Here is a 16,494-nt window from a genome sequence, read left to right on the forward strand (position 1 = left end):
TCAGGCGATCAAATCATCTATTCTAATCGGCAGATCTCGAATGCGCTTGCCCGTGGCATGATATACGGCGCTCGCGACAGCGGCCGCCGTCCCGACATTGCCGAGTTCCCCCAATCCTTTGACGCCGGCTGGATTGACGTCCAGATCTATCTCCGGAACAAGGATGACGTCGACCTGTTTGACGTCCGCGTTGACCGGCACCAGATAATCTTGCAGGTCACGATTGACATAGCGGGCGTTGCGCCGGTCGATTTCCGTCGCCTCGTGAAGGGCCTGGCCAATACCCCAGATCATGCCGCCCATCAGTTGGCTGCGCGCGGTGCGCGTGTTCATGATACGCCCCGCGGCAAAGGCACCGACGATGCGCGGCACGCGGATTTCGCGTGTGTAACTGTTGACGCGGACTTCAACGAACTCGGCGCCAAAGGCATATTTCACCGAGTCCTCGTCCTGATCGCCACCGTGGAATTCCGCCTGCCCGGCATAGAGTTTCTTCAGTGCTTCCGGCGTCGAACCGTTTGGGGCAAATTCGGCATATTCTTCTATCGCACCGATCTGCATCGCCTTGAAGACATCCGACAGCTTGGCGGATTTGCCGCCGCTGGCCACGATCTTCTCCTGCTCCATTTCCAGCTTGGCATTGCCGGAACCAGCCAATGGCCCGTCTCCAGCAACGGCTGCCGCGAAAAGTTTTCCGCGCACGGCGTCACAGGCCTTCAGAACCGCCGAGCAGACGCTGGCCGTCGAAATCGAGCCGCCCGAGACCGGCGCCGGCGGCAAGGCGCTGTCGCCCATCTCGACGCTGACCTTGTCCATCCCTATCCCAAGACGTTCAGCCGCCATCTGGCCTGCCACGGTGCGCACACCGGTGCCGATCTCGTGCGAGCCGCACTGAACGCGAACCTGGCCATCGGCCGTCAGGCGGACACGAGCCGCACATGGCGCGCTGGCCGTTGGATAGATGGCGGTCGCGCAACCCATGCCGACCAGCCAGTCGCCGTCGCGCATCGACCCAACCGCGGCATCGCGCTTCGACCAGCCAAAGGCTTGCGCAGCCTGGTCGTAGCATTTGACCAGCGACCGGCTGGAGAACGGCTTGCCGCCGATCGGCTCTTTTTCAGGCTCGTTGACACGCCGAAACTCGACGGGATCCATCCGGAGCGCCACGGCCATTTCGTCCATGGCGTTTTCGAGCGCGTAGACATAGGGCGTCTCGGGCGGCGAGCGCATGTAGCCCGGTGTGTTGCGATCGGCATGGACGAGCGAGATGTGAGTGAGCACCGAGCCATAGTTGTACATGCGGCCGGTGGCTGACGTGCCGCCGACGACATAAGAGTCAGGTCGCGATGTCACCTCCCAGCCCTCATGTCCGAACGCCGTGATGCGGCCGTCCTTGCCGGCGCCTATGCGGATTCGATGCCGCGTCTCGGCGCGATAGGTCTGGGTGTTGAATGCCTGCATGCGGCTGACGACGCAGCGCACCGGCCGTCCGACGCGACGCGCGGCAATCGCGACAATTGCCGTGCGAGCGGTCATAGGTCCCTTGGAGCCGAAGGCGCCGCCGACATAAGGGCTGACAATCCGCACATTGGCGGGATCGATCTTCAACTGCCGGGCGAGTTCGATTTTCCAGCCGGTGACATTCTGGCTTGGCTCTTGGATGGTGAGTTGATCGCCTTGCCATATCGCCGTGGTCGAAAACAGTTCGATCGGATTGTGATGTTGGGTCGGCGTCGAATATTTTTGGTCGATCTTGACGGCAGCGGATGCATAGGCGGTGTCGAAGTCGCCGACTTTGACATCCTCCTTCAACATCGGGCTCTTGCCGGCCGCCGGTTCCACCTTCGCGCCTTTGGAATCGAAGCTGGCGCTGGGCGGGTCGTCTTCGTAATCGGCGCGGATCAACATCGCCGCTTCTTCCGCCGCCTCGAATGTCTCGGCAACAACCATCGCGATGATCTGGCCGTCGTGGAAAATTGTCCTGTCATGCAAGGGTGCTATGGAGCTTGCACCGGTGTTGCCAAATTTCGGCTTATCGGTCTTGTCCATGTCGCCATAGGTTATGATATCCAGCACTCCGGGGACCGCCCTGGCGTCATCCGTGTGGAGTTTGGAAACCTTGCCTCGAGCGATGCTGCTGGTTGCAAGGGCACCATATGCAACATTGGCTGTGGCGATGTCGGCCGGATAGTTGGCCTGCCCGGTAACTTTCAATCTGCCGTCTATGCGGACAACCGGCTCGCCTTGGTTTTCTTTTGGAACTGGCGCGGCTTGGTTCATGGTTCAGACCTTCATGTCGCGTGTTTCGAACAGCGCTCGCACCAGGGTGCGCTTTCCGAGCGGCACCTTGAACGCATTGTGTTCGCGCGGTTTGGCATCGGCAAAAGCGGCGTCGGCAGCCTTTTCGGCCACGTCTTCTTCCATCACCTTGCCTTGAAGCGCGGCCTCCGCCGCCCTCGCCCGCCATGGCACGGTCGCGACCCCGCCTAGCGCTATGCGCGCTTGTCTGACGGTGTCTCCGTCCATGTCCAACGCAACGGCCGCGGAGGCGAGCGCGAATGCATATGATTCGCGATCGCGTATCTTCAGGTAGCGCGAGCGGCGGCTCCATGCTTCGAGCGGAACATCGATGGCGACGATGACTTCATCGGCGGCCAGATCCGTCTCGATGTCGGGCGTGTCGCCGGGAAGCCGATGCAGTCTTGCGAACGGGATCTTGCGCGGGCCATGCCGTCCCTCCACTTCTACGACCGCATCGAGAGCAATCAGGGCCTGTGCGAAATCGCCATGATAGGTAGCGATGCAGGCATCGCTGGTGCCGAGCACGGCATGCTGGCGGTTGAACCCTTCCATCGCGGCACAGCCGGAACCGGGCTCACGCTTGTTGCAAGCCCAGGAGGTTTCACGAAAATACTCGCATCGAGTGCGCTGCAGCACATTGCCGGCAAGGCTCGCCATATTGCGAAGCTGGCCGCTGGCGGCAAATTTCAGGCTATCGGCAAGGAGCGGACACCTATGCTTGACGTCATTGTTGTCAGCTGCTTCTCCCATCCGGACCAGCGCACCGAACCGGATGGTGTCATCGGTTACCCTGATCTGCCGCAGGGCAGGCTCGGCAAGAGTGTTGAGGTCGAGCAGTCGCACAGGCTGCGCGACGCCAAGCTTCATATGGTCGGCCAGATTGGTGCCGCCAGCGATGAATTGGGTGTTGGCCTGTGTTGGCGCAACATGCCTGGCGTCGACGTGGGAAGCCATGGCGATCGCCACCGAAACGCTCGTTGGTCTTTCATAGACGAAAGGACGCATTTCTAGGCCCTCCTGATCTCGTCACGCGCCTGGACGATCGCCGCGACGATGTTGGGATAGGCCGCGCACCGGCAGAGATTTCCGCTCATATACTCGCGGATGTCATTGTCCGACCCGGCATGGCCTTCGTCGATACAGCCGATGGCGGACATGATCTGGCCCGGCGTGCAGTAGCCGCATTGAAAGGCATCATGGTCGACAAAGGCCTGCTGCATCGGATGCAGTTCTCCGTTAGCTGAAGCCAGGCCTTCCACCGTCGTCACCTCCCGGCCTTCGTTCATGACAGCGAAGCTCAGGCAGGAGAGCACCCGCTTCCCATCGACAAGAACGGTGCAGGCACCGCATTGGCCGTGGTCGCAACCTTTCTTTGTTCCGGTCAGGCCAACATGATCACGCAGTGCGTCGAGTAGGCTCGTGCGATTGTCGAGTGCGAGGGTGTAGGCCTGCTTGTTGATCCGCATCGAAATCGTCGACAGATCGCGCGGCTCGGCCGCTTTGGCGGTCGGTGACTCGGCGGCTTTCGTCGACGTGGCTACAAGGGGCATTGCCGCTGCTGCCGAAACAGAGCCCGTCATGAAGGTGCGTCTGCTCAGGCCGCCGGGACTTGTGGAATTAGACATGGCTGGTTCCCAACTGGCTGAGGTCTCAAGCGGACCAAACTGCTCGCGGGAAACAAAGTTCCGTCCTCACATCGCTGTGATCGCTTCTTTTGCGGGGCGGTCACGTGGAACTTCACCAGCAACGCGGTGGTTGTCTTCGTCAGGCTCCAACGAAGGAGACGAGCATGAGCAGTGACCAGAGCGATCGACGCAGCGATCAGAAAGAAGGCCCTGTCTTTTCGGCTGAACAGGCGCGGCAAGGCGAGATCATCTTGCGGACCCGCACACGCCGTATCATCTTCGTCGCAGGCCTCGTCGGTATTGTGATCCTCATAGCGGTGGTGAGATTCGCTGTCGGCTGAATGGCTTCGGCTGCAATCCCCGAAAAATGCCAACTGTCACGCTGGCCTGTTCGTCAGGAACTTTTGTGAACAGCTGCCGTTGACCCGAAAAAAGCGGTCGGCGCCTTTGCTTGAGAGTTCTCCCGTGGACGCGAAAACCGAAACCAAAGAACCAGACAAAACCAGAGATCCGCGCGGGGCTTCGAGCAGGGCCAGATCGGATGCGTCGGCAAAACGCAAGGGCGATGCGGCGCAGCCCGGCACTCCGGAGCGCGAAGCGCGGGACAAGGGGGCGGATAACCAAAAGCCCAGCCTCCAAAGCTTCCCCCGGCGGCACCCTTACATATCCATTACAATCCTGATCGTGCTGTCGCTGGCCGCCGGGGGAATGACCATGTGGTGGCTGAACGCACGCCAATATGAATGGACGGACGATGCCTTCATCGACGCCCGCACGATAACCATCGGCGCCGAAATATCGGGACGTATCACCGACCTGGCGGTGACCGACAACCAACCGGTCAAGGCGGGCGACGTCCTGTTGCGCATCGATGACAGCGACTATCAGGCCGGCCTCAAGCAAGCCGATGCCGGCGTAACCTCGGCGCAAGCCGACATTGTCGAGATGAGGGCTCAGATTGAAGCCCAAAACGCAAAGGTCGATGCAGCGCAGAAGCAGATGGCGCAGGCCCAGGCGGCACTCGATTTCGCCAAGGCCGAGGACCAGCGCAACCGTGACCTTCTGGCCAAGGGCACAGCGACCCAACAGCAGGCACAGCAGGCAGCGTCGACGCTGCGCCAGGATCAGGCTGCTCTCGATAGTGCTGTGGCCAATGTGGCTGCTGCCAAGAGCCAGATCGTTGTCTTGCAGGCACAGGTCAAGAGCGCCGAAGCCAAACTCGATCAGGCCAAGGCGAGCCAGGACCAAGCGCGCACAACACTGTCCCGCACCACTATCACGGCACCGGTTTCCGGACGAGCAACCAGCATCTCGGTTGCCAACGGTTCCTATGCCCAACCCGGCCAGGTGCTGATGATGTTTGTACCCGACGAGGTTTGGGTGAAGGCCAACTTCAAGGAAACTCAGCTCGATCTGATGCGGCCGGGGCAGCCGGTCGACATCGACATCGACACCTATCCGGAGAGATCCTTCCATGGCCGCGTCGACAGCATCCAGGCGGGCAGCGGCACCGCCTTCAGCCTGCTGCCGGCAGAAAACGCCACCGGCAATTTCGTCAAGGTGGTGCAACGCGTGCCGGTGAAGATCGTCTTCGACAAACCACCTGGCGTGCTGCTGGGCCCGGGCCTGTCGGTGGTGCCGGCGGTCAAGGTGCGATGAGCGACGAAATGGTCAGCGACCATAGCGAAAGCCGGTCCGCCGCCGGTGGGCGCAATCCATGGCTGATCGCTATCGTCGTCTCCATCGCGACCTTCATGCTGGTGCTCGATACCTCGATCGCCAACGTAGCGCTACGAAACATCGCCGGCAGCCTGGCGGCCGGGATGGACGAAAGCACGTGGGTGATCACCACCTATCTGGTCGCGAATTCTGTGATCATACCGATCAGCGGCTGGCTGGCCAGCGTGATCGGACGGAAGCGCTACTACATGCTTTGCGTCGCGACCTTCACCATCGCATCGCTGCTATGCGGCCTCGCGCCCAATCTGGAAATGCTCATCCTGTTTAGGATCTTGCAGGGCCTCGGCGGCGGCGGCATGGCGCCGAGTGAACAGTCCATCCTTGCCGACACGTTTCCGCCCGAAAAACGTTCCCAAGCTTTTGCCCTTTATGGCATAGCCGTCATCGTCGCACCGACGGTCGGCCCGACCATTGGCGGCTGGCTGACCGACCATTTCTCCTGGCACTGGATTTTCTTTATCAACGTGCCCTTCGGCATCATGTCGCTGGCTTTGGTGCAGTGGCTGCTCGTCGAGCCGGAGGTGATCGAGCGCGAACGCCAGGAACGGCTGAAGGGCGGCCTCAGGATAGATTGGGTTGGGTTCTTCCTGGTCGCCACCGCACTTGGCTCCCTGGAAATCTTCCTCGACGAAGGTCAGCGCAACGATTGGTTCGCATCGGGTTTCATCACGATTTTTGCAGTGATTTCAGCGATCTCGTTCCTGCTGCTCATCCCCTGGGAATTCCGCCACCGCGATCCAATCGTCGACATCCGTCTGCTGTTCAGCCGCCAGTTCGGTATGTCATTCCTAGTGATGATGGCAGTCGGCGCCGTGCTGTTCAGCACGACGCAGTTGATGCCACAGCTGCAACAGACCGCTTTCGACTATACGGCGACCCTGTCGGGCCTCTCGATGATGCCCGGCGGCATTGCCATGCTGATGCTGATGCCGATTTCCGGATTTGCCGCAGGCATCGTTCAGCCCAAATATTTGATTATGATGGGCATGTCCGTTGTGGTGATCGCCTTGTGGCACATGACGTCGCTCACTCCGGATGCCAGCTTCCGCTTCTTTGCCTTTGCGCGCATCTTCCTGATGATCGGCCTGCCGTTCCTGTTCATCCCGATTTCGACGGCGGCTTACGTCGGCCTCGCTCCGCAGCAAACAAACCAAGCGTCGGCGCTGATCAACGTTGCCCGCAACATCGGCGGCAGCATCGGCGTGTCGCTGTCCAACACGGTGCTCGCCCAGAACGCGCAACTGCATCAGGCAAATCTTGTCGGCCACACCGTGCAATCCTCACCAACCTATCAACAGATGCTGCGTCACGTAACCGAGCACTTCGTCGCTCAGGGCTCACCGATGGTCGAAGCGAAGCAGCAGGCGATCGGTTGGCTCGGACAATTGATCGCGCGTCAGGCTTCATTGCTCGCCTATATCGACGTGTTTCGGTACTGCGCAATCGTGACGGCACTGTTTGTTCCCCTCGCCTTGCTGTTGCGGTCTTCAAACCCCAAACCCGACAGCCGATAGCCTTGCCTGCATGTTGCGATCTTTCGATTGGAACTCTCTCGGTGGCTCTCCGTTCAGACTTTACAGAACAGGGAGAACAGTCATGCCACGAGGTGACAAATCGAAATACACCGACTAGCAGGAACGCAAAGCCGATCATATTGCGGAAGGTTATGAAAAGCGCGGGGTTTCCGGGCATGAAGCCGAAAGGCGGGCATGGGCGACCGTCAACAAGGACGATGGCGGCGGCAAGAAAGAAGGCGGATCCGGACGCGGCAAACATACCGGCCATCCTGCGGCGCACAAGGGCGGCAAAAGCGGCGGCACGGCATCCGCATCACGATCGGCCGCAAGCCGATCGGAATCGGCTGCAGCAACACGTAAGCGGAATGCCGAACACCACGTTCATTGACCTGGACGAAGCCCATTCAGGCTGACAAGGCCCAAGGCGATGGGAGTACGTGCATGAAATCGCAGCGCGTCAACGAGATCAGCGGACAAAGGACATTCGTCGTGGTGCTCGACCCCGGCGAAGAAGCGTTCGCCGCGCTGACCGCCTTTGCGGTTGACCAGAAAGTCGGCAGTGCGTCCTTGACCGCCATCGGGGCTTTCGAAAGCGCGACCGTGGGCTGGTTTGATCCGAATGCGAGGACCTATCGCAGAATCCCGATCGACGAGCAATGCGAGGTCCTGAGCGCGATCGGCGACGTAGCGCTCGGCGACGATGGCAAGCCCAGCCTTCACGTCCACGCAGTGCTCGGATTGAGCGACGGCACCACCCGGGGTGGACATCTGCTTGGCGGCATCGTCCGGCCAACGCTCGAAATTACTCTTGTGGAAGCGCCCGGCCACCTTCGCCGTCGCAAGCATCCTGAACTCGGCGTCGCTTTGATCGATCTGGACGCCTGACGCCCAAATTCGCGAGATCTTGTCACGCTTTCCTGTTCGTATCTGCGGGCATCTTGTCTGGCGCAACTTCCCAGCCAAAGACGCTGCGACCGCCGAGCAGATGCGACCGGTCGAACTCTTCGCTGACAATTTCCTTCAGGCTGGGGCCGGTGACGTATCGCTCGACCTGCCGCGACTGGTCGTCCAACCGCTTCAAGGCGCCGATTTCGTCTTCATGACCGAGTTTCGCCTTTTGCACGGCGGACTTCAGCACACCGATGGTCTCGTCACTTTCAGAGGTACCGGGAATGGATGCCTGTCCTTGCCGCCATGCGCCAGAGAGAACCGGCCAGGATCGGAAAAACGGCACGGCGCGCCATGCACCACTTCGGCGACAAGGGCCAGTGCGCGCACCGTGCGCGCACCAACACCTGGTACCAAAAGGAGCTCGGAAAAATCCTCGGGGCCGCGTTCGGCAGCGGCCGCCATGTTTCCATGCAGCCGACGCATGATGACATCGCTTTCGCGCACATCGTGATGAGCTGGCATGATCAGATGCGGCAGCAACAGCTGTTGCGGTGCCGGTGCCGTGCCGCGCTCCAATGCGGCGAACTCCTTGAGGATGCGATCCGGACCGAGATCCTGCAACAGATCCAACTGTCCGCGGCGCGAAGCTTCGGCGCGCCGGTCGGTCAGATTGACGATCTCGCCTTGGTTGGCGCCTTCGATGGCCGTGTGCGGCTGATCGACGAAACTCTTCAAACCTTCGGACAGCCAATGATAGCGGCGCGCCAACTTGCTGTCGCCGTTCATGCCTTGCTGGACCACGACCCAATCGCCGTCATCCGTGACGATGAACCCGTGCAGATAAAGGTCGAAACCGTCCTGGACGGCAGCGCTGTCCACTTTCGCAACAAGCCGACTCACGGTTGCCAAACCTGCTCCGTCGAAGCCGACGCGCTCGCCAATAATTGCGAGTTCATGCGGAGTTTTGCGCGAATGGGTGCCGCGGCCGCCGCAGACATGAATGCCAAGTTCGCCGGAGAGCGGCGTCAGACCGCGCTTCAAGGCGCCGACGACGCTGGTCGTGATGCCGGACGAGTGCCAGTCCATGCCCATGACGGCGCCAAACGATTGAAACCAGAACGGATGCGCCAACCGGCGCAGCAACTCGTTGCGGCCGTACTGATGGATGATGGCCTCGCACATCACGGCGCCCAGGCGCGTCATGCGATCGCCAAGCCATTTCGGCACGCGTCCACCATGAAGTGGAAGATCAGCACTTCCCGATCGTTGCGCCACGTCCGTTCCTATGCCTGCCGTTTCCTCGACAGATAGGTATCCCAGATCGCACGAAGAAGCACCCGATGCTTCTGTCCGGCTGAACGCCGGCGACATCAAGTCCAGTGCGAGAGAACCACCTCCATCTCTACCGTCTCGACCTGCTGCGCAAATCGTTGGTGATAAACGGTCAGCAGCGCGTCATGCGTCGCATCGGAAGAGCTGCAAAGCGCGTCCGTGACGAGAACCACGCGATAGCCATAATCGATTGCTCCGAGCACCGTGGCGAGGACGCATACATCGGTTTCGCCGCCAGTGACGACCAGCGTATCGATATCGCGCTCCGTCAGAAAACGCCTGAGCCGACCTTCGAACCAGGGCGAGTAAATGTGCTTGTCGATGACGGCCGCCGGCGGACAGTGAGCGGCCAACACCGGCAACAGTTCGATCATTTCGTCGCCGATGCTTTCGATCGTCATCGAGGCCCAGCGCTCGTAGTAGCGCTTCCATGTGCCGACCCCCTGCCCCCGCTTTTGGGCAGGCAGGAAGCGCGTAAAGACCGTCTGCTGCGCCTTCTTGTCGACCAGGCTCTCAATGCGAGGGAGGACGCGAGTGATCCATGGGGTTGCCCACTGTGACGGCTCGGCAAACAGCCGCTGCATGTCGACGCAGACATGCATGCAGCGGTCGCCCAGAGGCCCATAGGTCAAACCCGGCATCGACATCAGGCGATCCGTACCCGGTCGGATTCTTTCATGAGGCTTCCCTTGCCGTCGGAGGCATGGATCAGAACGTCCCGTGCCGGCACTCGTTCCCAATCGCTACAGGAACCGACATCAGCCATCGGCGTTTTCGCCTCATGGATCCGACTTGGAGATGAACTCACAAGAAATTCCGATGGCTGCCATTTATCAGCATTTCGACAAGCGGCCGGGACAGCGACGATGAGCATTTTCTATCGAGCGGCCAAGATTGCGGAAGAGGTTCACGCCGCGCAGCGCGACAAGACCGGTCGGCCCTATATCGAGCATTGCCGACGTGTCGTCGACGCTGTCGAGACTATGGATCAGAAAGTCGTCGCCTATCTGCATGATGTCCTGGAAAAAGGCGAAGGCTGGTCTCGAGCCAAGCTGGAAGAGACCGGCTTTGGACCGTCGATTGCTTCTGCGGTCGATGCCATGTCGCGCAGAGACGGCGAGGACTATTTCATGTTCGTGCGGCGGGCTGCATCGAATCCGCTGGCGCTGCCGGTAAAACGCGCTGACCTCGAAGACAACATCTGGCAGTCACGGCAAATTGGGGCCTCGACAGCCAAATACGAAGAAGCCTTGCGCATCCTCGACGAGGAATTCTCCGAGCGCTAGCAAATGCCTGCCAGAGGTTCAACGATACTATTCCATGACATGTGGCGTGTGCCGTTCGTCCTCCACCGGGTCGATATCGATGCGTGCCTTTTTCGGATCGAATGCGCCGTGACGTGCAATGGCCCGCGCTGCGGGATCCGGCGTCTCGTATGCCCACATGAAATCATCGGCCGCGCCACCAACTGCATGGACACGCCAATAACTAGCGGTTCCCTTCGAAGGTGAGCTGCTTGTCGTGTTTGTCTTTTCGAAAAGGTCGAAATAGATGTCCTCGAAAGGGATATAGAACACCGGTTCATGTCCCTCTTCCCTGAGTACCTTCGCGCGCTCCGTGGCTGCGACTATCGCGTCGGAGAATCGCACTGTTACCGTGCCGGCAAACGGTTCTATGGTTAGTGGGCGATGATGGTGCTCTGAAGTTGCGCCTGAGGTTTGCATCCGAATTCTCCGTGGCTGCCATTGACCGCGACGGCGTTCCGGTCCGCCATCCATGGAGACGAAATGCGCGGCGATGCATCAGGTTCCAGCCTGTCCGATGAGCCGAGACCGGCGAGCCAAAGGCTTATCGCCTGCCGTAACTGTCGAGAAAGCTCGTCAACAGTCGCGAAACCTCTTGTGGGGCCTCACGTGTCGGAAAGTGCCCGACTGCATCCAGGACCACTCGTTTGTAGGGCGCAGTGAAGTGCTCCTCCAGGCCTTCCGACGATGCGGTCAGCACAACACGGTCGTCGCCACCATGAAGCGTCAAGGTCGGCACAGTGATGATCTTGACCGATGTTTGCCGGCGGGCCAGTTCCGCGTAGCGGGGATCGGGCTCCGCCTCACCCCAGCGAACCCGATAGGAATGCAACGTCACATCGGGCCAATCCGGATTTTCGAAGGATACAGCCACTTCATCGAAAATAGCATCGTCGAACCAGCCCAATGGGCTCCAGCTGTCCCATAGGAATCTGGCGAATTCCTTGCGGTTCTTTCTCACGAACTCGGCGCCCCGCCCTGTTGCCATGAACCATTGATACCAAAATGCTTTCGCCTGTTCGGGCGCTGGCGTTGCCGGCTTGCCGGGTTGCCAGCCAAGCGACAGCGCAGCACAGCACCTGATGCGATCGGGAAAAATCGAGGCCAGGAGGTAAGAGATCCGAGCTCCCCAGTCGTGCCCTACGACCGCAAAACGGCTGAGGCCAAGCGCGTCGGCAAAGTCGAGTACATCCCGCGCCATTGCGGCAATTTCGCCGGATCGCATGGTTTCATTCGACAGGAACGATGTCCGTCCAAAGCCTCGCAGCCAAGGCGAAAACGTCCGAAAGCCAGCCTCATGAAGGACCGGCGAAATGCGCGCGTAAGTGGTCGCGTCGTCCGGCCAACCGTGCAACAGGATAACGGGCGCACCATTTTCTGGCCCGCCACCGAGATAGGCGATGCGCAGCAGTGGCGTATCGCAAGATAAGACGGGGTTCATTTACTCTCCGGCGCTTTAACCGGCTGGTCGCCGCCAGTCGTCGACTTCGACCTGGCATCCTGGTCAACCTGCGGGTTCTTGTCGATAGTGTCGGTGTTGGCTTTCGTCGGTTCGGTGCTGTTATCACAGGCGCCAAGCGCTAGAGCAGCAGCAAACACCAGAAGCGACAAGGATTTCTTCATCGAAATCTCCTCTGGCTGTTATCGACAAACGAGGCTCGGCGAATTTGGTTGCCTTGGCGGGCGCTCGGGCCAGCCTTCAGTCCTTCGAGCTTTTTGAGCCGGCGCCGACTGTCGGATCAGGCACTGCGGGGCCGCGTTCAGTCTCCGGACCTTCTCCCTCTATCTCCTGTACGGCTTGATCCCAGTGCTCCTGCTCGCGCCCAGTCGGACACGGCCCTCGCGCTCCCAGATTTCATAGGCGCGCCGTTTGATGCGCTCTTCCCTGTTGTCCATGACATTCGATCCTCCAATCTATCAATCTCAATTCGGGACGATATTTTTTGTTCCTCTCTGCCGGGGAGAGAGCCACTGCGGGCGCTGCGTTTCAAACAAGACGCATGTGGATTGCGTGCACAAGCACTTGGTTATTGCCGTACCGACGTTTTTTCGTGACATGCCAGCGCTGACGGTTTTATGTATCCGGCTGTTGATCTGCGCTCTGTACCCTAGCCTCCGCCATCGGCTGATGGGCAGTGCCCTGATCGCCGCGGATCGAAAGACGTGACAGTCATTTCGAGATCAAGGTGACGCCCATGCGGGAATTGCCGAAAGACATCGACGCCGACGTGGTGATCGAAATCAGCCACCTCCTGGACGACAGTCCGCTTTTCGTCCCCGTCAGGGTTCATGAACTTGCAGCCAGGGTAAGGCAGAAGGTGAAGACAGGTTTGCCGGACCTCTCGATCGAAGAACTGATCGTGGAAATGGCCTCCGTCCGCCGCTTGGCCATGGCGTTCGACCTGCCTGGATCGGAAAATGTGGTGCAGATTCCGGTTCGCCATCCGCGCCCGTAAATCCATTGCTCGCTGGGGCTGACCCGGCGCCGTTATCCCATCTGCCAATTGATCGCGCGGCTCGCCGGCAACACGGCGTCTGGAACCTAACGTGCGACCGCGGATTGAGTGCCCACGAGGGTTCGAATGCAGGTCATTGCGATGCCCCTTAGTCCGGATTGGCAAGATATAGCGGCACGGTTGGTTTTCACTGTGCTTGCCGGCGCGCTGATAGGATTGGATCGCGAAGCGCGCGGCCACGCGGCAGGGCTGCGGACAACCATTCTGGTCGGTCTGGCCGCCGCTCTCACAATGTCTCAGGCAAATCTGCTGCTGGGAGTCGTCGGCAAAACTCCCGGTTCCTTTGCCTCCATGGACGTGTTGCGCTTTCCGCTTGGCGTGCTGACCGGTGTCGGCTTTATCGGCGGCGGCGCCATTCTTCGCCGCGGCAATCTTGTCAGCGGGGTCACGACGGCCGCCACATTGTGGGTGATGACTGCGATCGGGCTGGCGTTCGGCGGCGGCCAATACGGTTTGGGGTTGGCTGGGACGGCGCTGACCTTGTTGACACTTCTCGTGCTGAAATGGATCGACGTGCGCATTCCCCGCGACCATCACGCCGAACTCGATATCGCCTGGAGGGAGGGCAAGACGAGCGATCTCGGCGAGCTCGTCAAGCCGCTGGGTTACCGGGCACGCTTGGTTGGCATGGAGCGCCCGGATCACCAGGATCCCGTCTTCTCATTTGAAATCGCCTGGACGCGACCGGACCGTGGCGGCCCGCCGACAGATTTGCTTTCGCTCTTAGACCAGCACTGCGAAGTCAAGAAATTCAGTCTCGTCAGCGAGCCGGCGCACTGACACATTGCGATTGTCCTGCCTAACATGAATGCCTGCTAATAGAACAATTGGAAAATCATGACCGCGGCCGCCAGCGCCATGATGCCTGTCGCTGCCCAGCCCACCAGGCGCATGGCCAATGGGACAACGGCATTCCCCATCACATCGCGTCGCGCCGTCATCAGCATCATCACCACCATCACCGGGACCGCGACCACCCCATTGACCACCGCGCTCCAGTAGAGGGCTTTGATCGGATTGACAGGCGTAAAGTCGAGACACGCACCAAGGAGCGTCGCCAGGGCGATCGCCGCGTAGAACGCTTTCGCCTGCAGCGGCTTGCGCTCCAGCCCGATCGGCCATTTGCGCGCCTCGCCAAGCGCATAACCAGCCGACCCGGCAAGGACCGGAATTGCCAGGAGCCCGGTTCCGATGATGCCGAGGGCAAAAATCATCGACGCGAACTGGCCGGCGACGGGCTTCAGCGCTTCCGCTGCCTGGCTCGAGGATGTTATGTCGGTGATGCCCCTGACATGCAGTGTGGCGCCTGCGGTGATTATGATGGCAAGGGCCACCAGATTCGAGAATGCCATTCCAACATAAGTATCCAGCCGGATGCGCTTGATGGCGTGGGTTAACCGCCGCGGTGCCTTTTTCAGAGGCTTGCGTCGACTGGCTTTTTCTTCTTCAACCTCCTGCGAGGCTTGCCAGAAGAACAGATAAGGGCTGATGGTAGTGCCGAAAATGGCCACGACCGTGGTCCAGAATTGCGGGTCTGGCGACAATGTCGGGACGAATAGTCCGCGCGCGACTTCTCCCCATGGCACGTGCACGAACAGGATCGTACCGAAATAGGCAAAAAGCGAAACGGTCAGCCATTTCAGGATCGAAACGTAGCTGCTGTACTTTAGAAATATCTCAAGAACCACGGATATGCCCGCAAAAAGCGCGACGTAGAGGAGTTGCGGACCGCCAACGATAAGCCGCAACGCATCGGCCATGGCACCAAGGTCGGCGCCGATGTTGATGGTGTTGGCGATGAGAAGAAGACAAACAATCGCCTGCAGAAGCCAGTCTGGATAGTAGACCCGCATGTTGCCGGCAATGCCCCGGCCGGTGGTCCGGCCAATGCGCGCACTGATTTCCTGAACGACGGACATCAGCGGATAACTGAACAACATCGTCCACGCCAGTCCGTAGCCAAGTTGCCCGCCGGCCTGTGAATAGGTGGCAATGCCGCTCGGATCATCGTCGGAGGCTCCGGTTATCAAGCCCGGCCCGAAGACGGTGAGAAGCCGCGATTTTGGCGCCCTCACTCCACCGGAAGCATTGGCGTTCAGCACTCTCTCCTTCGCTGTCGTTTTACGTCAGGCATTACAAAGCCCGCCGCCCGCTCAAAAGCGACGAGCCGAACATTCGGGTCAGGTGACGCTAAATGCGCCCGAGCACGACCAGAATAATAACAATAAGCAGCACCAGACCGAGGCCGCCGCCACCATAATAGCCGGTGCCATAGAATGGCCCGCCGCCAAGTCCACTAAAGCCGCCAAGCAATGCAAGAATTAGAATGATGATGAGGATGGTGCCGAGACTCATGACGTTTCCTCTCCCTCTCCTTTTTGCAGCTTCCCGCCGTCCGAAGCCACCGGCGGCCGCCTGCTGAGGATATGAACTCGCCACAAGCCTTCCAGTTCCCGGGCGGGGGTCCACTGGCTCTGACATGTCGGTCATCGGCAGTTTCAACATGCCTTGACCAAGGTCATCCCGCGACGCCTGGATAGCCTTGGCCTTTCAACAATCCAGCAAGGTGGGCGGCGTTGGAAGCAGCCATTTCGATAGTGCCAGAGACCTTTTCCGGTGTTTCCGGCAAGTCGACATAGTTGACATCTTCCATGGCTTCGCCGACCCAATAGACCCCGCTGTTGGCGGGAATGGTGAAGCCGACGTCGTTCAATGCTTGAAAACATTCCGCGTGGCAGTGGTGCGCCCCATCCTCGTTGCCGACGATGGCCACCAAAGCTACCTTTCCTGCTGCCGGCATGCGCCCTTTGTCATCGGTCTCCTCCAAAAACGCATCCATTCGCTCCAGAACGCGCTTGGCGATGCTCGAGGGCTGGCCGAGCCAGATTGGCAGGCCGAGCACGAAGATGTCGGCCGCCATAATTTTCTTCCTGAGTTCCGGCCAATCATCGCCCTTGCCCAGATCGGAAAGCACACCTGGCTTGATATCCTGGTCGACAGAACGGACGATTTCGCCTTTGACGCCGTATGGCACCAGCGCCGCCAGAACATCGGCAAGCAGCCGGTCCGTCGAGGATTTCTCTCTGTCATTCGAAGCTTTAAGCGAGCAATTGAGGGCGAAGGCTGTAAGTGGCATGTGAGATCTCCTGCATTGTCCCAGCCAGCTGCAATCGCCGCGACTGCCACGCGGCGGCGCGTTTATGCAACTCGTTGCGGGATCGCTTGGCATTTAACGCCAAGGGTAAATCCTTGTTCCGCGGACGGACAC

The 16,494-nt window shown here is 59.9% G+C and carries 19 protein-coding genes and 1 pseudogene; 8 read left to right on the forward strand and 12 right to left on the reverse strand.

Going from position 1 to position 16,494, the window contains the following annotated elements; translation table 11 throughout:
- Genes X744_RS163365 through X744_RS163355 form a run of 3 tightly spaced genes read right to left on the reverse strand, consistent with a single transcriptional unit; the run spans position 1 to position 3,926 of the window.
- Positions 1-2,280 (reverse strand): xanthine dehydrogenase family protein molybdopterin-binding subunit, encoded by a 2,280-nt coding sequence (locus X744_RS163365; protein ID WP_023757841.1) that lies wholly within the window; start codon positions 2,278-2,280, stop codon positions 1-3.
- A 3-nt stretch (positions 2,281-2,283) separates the two neighbouring features.
- Positions 2,284-3,306, reverse strand: coding sequence for a xanthine dehydrogenase family protein subunit M (locus tag X744_RS163360; RefSeq protein ID WP_023757842.1), 1,023 nt, complete (start codon positions 3,304-3,306; stop codon positions 2,284-2,286).
- 2 nt (positions 3,307-3,308) lie between these two features.
- A complete protein-coding gene (locus X744_RS163355; protein WP_023757843.1) occupies positions 3,309-3,926 on the reverse strand; it encodes a (2Fe-2S)-binding protein in 618 nt (205 codons plus the stop codon).
- Between the two features lie 164 nt (positions 3,927-4,090).
- Between X744_RS163355 and X744_RS1000000174350 the strand changes: the two genes are divergently transcribed.
- The 5 genes from X744_RS1000000174350 (at position 4,091) to X744_RS163335 (ending at position 8,068) form a co-directional block, all read left to right on the forward strand.
- Positions 4,091-4,267, forward strand: coding sequence for a hypothetical protein (locus tag X744_RS1000000174350; protein ID WP_023757844.1), 177 nt, complete (start codon positions 4,091-4,093; stop codon positions 4,265-4,267).
- 373 nt (positions 4,268-4,640) lie between these two features.
- The gene (locus X744_RS163350) at positions 4,641-5,585 is read left to right on the forward strand and encodes an HlyD family secretion protein (protein ID WP_245266441.1); all 945 of its coding nucleotides are present in this window, start codon (positions 4,641-4,643) and stop codon (positions 5,583-5,585) included.
- Entirely contained in the window at positions 5,582-7,180 is a 1,599-nt protein-coding gene (locus X744_RS163345; RefSeq protein ID WP_050589481.1) for a DHA2 family efflux MFS transporter permease subunit, read from the forward strand. Before X744_RS163350 ends, X744_RS163345 begins: the two co-directional genes overlap by 4 nt.
- Positions 7,181-7,319: 139 nt before the next feature.
- Positions 7,320-7,571, forward strand: a complete 252-nt coding sequence (locus X744_RS1000000174960; RefSeq protein WP_245266458.1) for a plasmid stabilization protein — start codon at positions 7,320-7,322, stop codon at positions 7,569-7,571.
- Between the two features lie 53 nt (positions 7,572-7,624).
- Positions 7,625-8,068 carry a PPC domain-containing DNA-binding protein gene (locus X744_RS163335; RefSeq protein WP_023757848.1) on the forward strand — a complete coding sequence of 148 codons (444 nt, stop codon included), beginning with the start codon at positions 7,625-7,627 and terminating at the stop codon, positions 8,066-8,068.
- A gap of 22 nt (positions 8,069-8,090) precedes the next feature.
- Here the strand turns inward: X744_RS163335 and X744_RS01000000169315 are convergent.
- Both X744_RS01000000169315 and X744_RS163330 read right to left on the reverse strand, forming a co-directional pair.
- Positions 8,091-9,349, reverse strand: a pseudogene (locus tag X744_RS01000000169315) (DUF763 domain-containing protein).
- 95 nt (positions 9,350-9,444) lie between these two features.
- The gene (locus X744_RS163330) at positions 9,445-10,053 is read right to left on the reverse strand and encodes an isochorismatase family cysteine hydrolase (RefSeq protein ID WP_023757849.1); all 609 of its coding nucleotides are present in this window, start codon (positions 10,051-10,053) and stop codon (positions 9,445-9,447) included.
- 219 nt (positions 10,054-10,272) lie between these two features.
- On the opposite strand from X744_RS163330, the gene X744_RS163325 reads away from it, so the two are divergent.
- Entirely contained in the window at positions 10,273-10,692 is a 420-nt protein-coding gene (locus X744_RS163325; RefSeq protein ID WP_023757850.1) for an HD domain-containing protein, read from the forward strand.
- 27 nt (positions 10,693-10,719) lie between these two features.
- Here the strand turns inward: X744_RS163325 and X744_RS163320 are convergent, their stop codons facing one another.
- The 4 genes from X744_RS163320 to X744_RS01000000169320 form a co-directional block, all read right to left on the reverse strand.
- A complete protein-coding gene (locus X744_RS163320) occupies positions 10,720-11,130 on the reverse strand; it encodes a DUF427 domain-containing protein (RefSeq protein ID WP_023757851.1) in 411 nt (136 codons plus the stop codon).
- 124 nt (positions 11,131-11,254) lie between these two features.
- The gene (locus X744_RS163315; RefSeq protein ID WP_023757852.1) at positions 11,255-12,151 is read right to left on the reverse strand and encodes an alpha/beta hydrolase; all 897 of its coding nucleotides are present in this window, start codon (positions 12,149-12,151) and stop codon (positions 11,255-11,257) included.
- On the reverse strand, positions 12,148-12,333 hold the full coding sequence (locus tag X744_RS163310) for a hypothetical protein (RefSeq protein WP_023757853.1): 186 nt from the start codon (positions 12,331-12,333) through the stop codon (positions 12,148-12,150). The genes X744_RS163315 and X744_RS163310 overlap by 4 nt, the downstream gene beginning before the upstream one ends.
- Positions 12,334-12,409: 76 nt before the next feature.
- The gene (locus X744_RS01000000169320; RefSeq protein ID WP_245266461.1) at positions 12,410-12,562 is read right to left on the reverse strand and encodes a DUF2934 domain-containing protein; all 153 of its coding nucleotides are present in this window, start codon (positions 12,560-12,562) and stop codon (positions 12,410-12,412) included.
- Positions 12,563-12,905: 343 nt separating this feature from the next.
- Between X744_RS01000000169320 and X744_RS163305 the strand changes: the two genes are divergently transcribed.
- Both X744_RS163305 and X744_RS163300 read left to right on the forward strand, forming a co-directional pair.
- Positions 12,906-13,166: a hypothetical protein gene (locus tag X744_RS163305; RefSeq protein WP_023757855.1), complete on the forward strand. Its 261-nt coding sequence runs from the start codon at positions 12,906-12,908 to the stop codon at positions 13,164-13,166.
- Positions 13,167-13,292: 126 nt separating this feature from the next.
- Positions 13,293-14,006 carry an MgtC/SapB family protein gene (locus tag X744_RS163300; protein ID WP_032907014.1) on the forward strand — a complete coding sequence of 238 codons (714 nt, stop codon included), beginning with the start codon at positions 13,293-13,295 and terminating at the stop codon, positions 14,004-14,006.
- Positions 14,007-14,041: 35 nt separating this feature from the next.
- On the opposite strand, the gene X744_RS163295 is transcribed toward X744_RS163300, so the two are convergent.
- The 3 genes from X744_RS163295 to X744_RS163290 all read right to left on the reverse strand — a co-directional run bounded on the left by X744_RS163295 (position 14,042) and on the right by X744_RS163290 (position 16,362).
- Entirely contained in the window at positions 14,042-15,328 is a 1,287-nt protein-coding gene (locus tag X744_RS163295) for an Nramp family divalent metal transporter (protein ID WP_023757857.1), read from the reverse strand.
- An 88-nt stretch (positions 15,329-15,416) separates the two neighbouring features.
- Positions 15,417-15,581 carry a DUF3309 family protein gene (locus tag X744_RS1000000171585; RefSeq protein ID WP_023757858.1) on the reverse strand — a complete coding sequence of 55 codons (165 nt, stop codon included), beginning with the start codon at positions 15,579-15,581 and terminating at the stop codon, positions 15,417-15,419.
- 163 nt (positions 15,582-15,744) lie between these two features.
- On the reverse strand, positions 15,745-16,362 hold the full coding sequence (locus tag X744_RS163290; RefSeq protein ID WP_023757859.1) for an NAD(P)H-dependent oxidoreductase: 618 nt from the start codon (positions 16,360-16,362) through the stop codon (positions 15,745-15,747).
- Positions 16,363-16,494 lie beyond the last annotated feature (132 nt).

It is taken from the genome of Mesorhizobium sp. LNHC252B00 (assembly GCF_000502955.1).
Lineage (GTDB): Bacteria > Pseudomonadota > Alphaproteobacteria > Rhizobiales > Rhizobiaceae > Mesorhizobium.

Bases quoted from the DNA above. Each gene is read 5' to 3' on its own strand.
- X744_RS163365 (WP_023757841.1), bottom strand. From the start codon at position 2,280: ATGAACCAAGCCGCGCCAGTTCCAAAAGAAAACCAAGGCGAGCCGGTT.
- X744_RS163360 (WP_023757842.1), bottom strand. From the start codon at position 3,306: ATGCGTCCTTTCGTCTATGAAAGACCAACGAGCGTTTCGGTGGCGATC.
- X744_RS163355 (WP_023757843.1), bottom strand. From the start codon at position 3,926: ATGTCTAATTCCACAAGTCCCGGCGGCCTGAGCAGACGCACCTTCATG.
- X744_RS1000000174350 (WP_023757844.1), top strand. From the start codon at position 4,091: ATGAGCAGTGACCAGAGCGATCGACGCAGCGATCAGAAAGAAGGCCCT.
- X744_RS163350 (WP_245266441.1), top strand. From the start codon at position 4,641: ATGTGGTGGCTGAACGCACGCCAATATGAATGGACGGACGATGCCTTC.
- X744_RS163345 (WP_050589481.1), top strand. From the start codon at position 5,582: ATGAGCGACGAAATGGTCAGCGACCATAGCGAAAGCCGGTCCGCCGCC.
- X744_RS163335 (WP_023757848.1), top strand. From the start codon at position 7,625: ATGAAATCGCAGCGCGTCAACGAGATCAGCGGACAAAGGACATTCGTC.
- X744_RS163330 (WP_023757849.1), bottom strand. From the start codon at position 10,053: ATGTCGATGCCGGGTTTGACCTATGGGCCTCTGGGCGACCGCTGCATG.
- X744_RS163325 (WP_023757850.1), top strand. From the start codon at position 10,273: ATGAGCATTTTCTATCGAGCGGCCAAGATTGCGGAAGAGGTTCACGCC.
- X744_RS163320 (WP_023757851.1), bottom strand. From the start codon at position 11,130: ATGCAAACCTCAGGCGCAACTTCAGAGCACCATCATCGCCCACTAACC.
- X744_RS163315 (WP_023757852.1), bottom strand. From the start codon at position 12,151: ATGAACCCCGTCTTATCTTGCGATACGCCACTGCTGCGCATCGCCTAT.
- X744_RS163310 (WP_023757853.1), bottom strand. From the start codon at position 12,333: ATGAAGAAATCCTTGTCGCTTCTGGTGTTTGCTGCTGCTCTAGCGCTT.
- X744_RS163305 (WP_023757855.1), top strand. From the start codon at position 12,906: ATGCGGGAATTGCCGAAAGACATCGACGCCGACGTGGTGATCGAAATC.
- X744_RS163300 (WP_032907014.1), top strand. From the start codon at position 13,293: ATGCAGGTCATTGCGATGCCCCTTAGTCCGGATTGGCAAGATATAGCG.
- X744_RS1000000171585 (WP_023757858.1), bottom strand. From the start codon at position 15,581: ATGAGTCTCGGCACCATCCTCATCATCATTCTAATTCTTGCATTGCTT.
- X744_RS163290 (WP_023757859.1), bottom strand. From the start codon at position 16,362: ATGCCACTTACAGCCTTCGCCCTCAATTGCTCGCTTAAAGCTTCGAAT.